The sequence below is a fragment of the Pseudoalteromonas sp. 19-MNA-CIBAN-0066 genome, assembly GCF_040308705.1.
Classification (GTDB): domain Bacteria; phylum Pseudomonadota; class Gammaproteobacteria; order Enterobacterales; family Alteromonadaceae; genus Pseudoalteromonas; species Pseudoalteromonas nigrifaciens.
This window is the reverse complement of the sequence record NZ_JBEONZ010000224.1, coordinates 1-269: the sequence shown is the minus strand read 5'-3', so window position 1 is coordinate 269 and position 269 is coordinate 1. Positions and strand designations below refer to the sequence as shown.

The following is a 269-nucleotide window of genomic DNA, read 5'->3' as shown; positions in this document are numbered from 1 at the left end:
ATTTAAAAGGCCGCTAGTTTACTTGCCACGCGCGTTTTATCCAACTAAATACGTACCGGTTCCAAAAGCAATTTGAACAGACTGTTCGTTATGTAATTCCATTCTGCATACACATACTTTATTACCTGAACGAATAAGTGTTGCGCTGGCAGTAAAGCTCTCTCCTTTACCAGGGCGCAAATAATCAGTACGTAAGTCGATAGTCCCAAGCGTGGCTAATTTTGTTTGCACGCTTGTAATATCTAAATCGGTGAGTTTATCAATTACAC

The 269-nt window shown here is 40.1% G+C and carries 1 protein-coding gene; it reads right to left on the bottom strand.

Annotated features, from left to right (window positions below; genetic code table 11):
- Window positions 1–36 precede the first annotated feature (36 nt).
- Window positions 37–269 (bottom strand): thioesterase family protein (locus AAEZ18_RS18910; protein WP_352255949.1); only part of this gene is annotated, 233 nt, incomplete at its 5' end.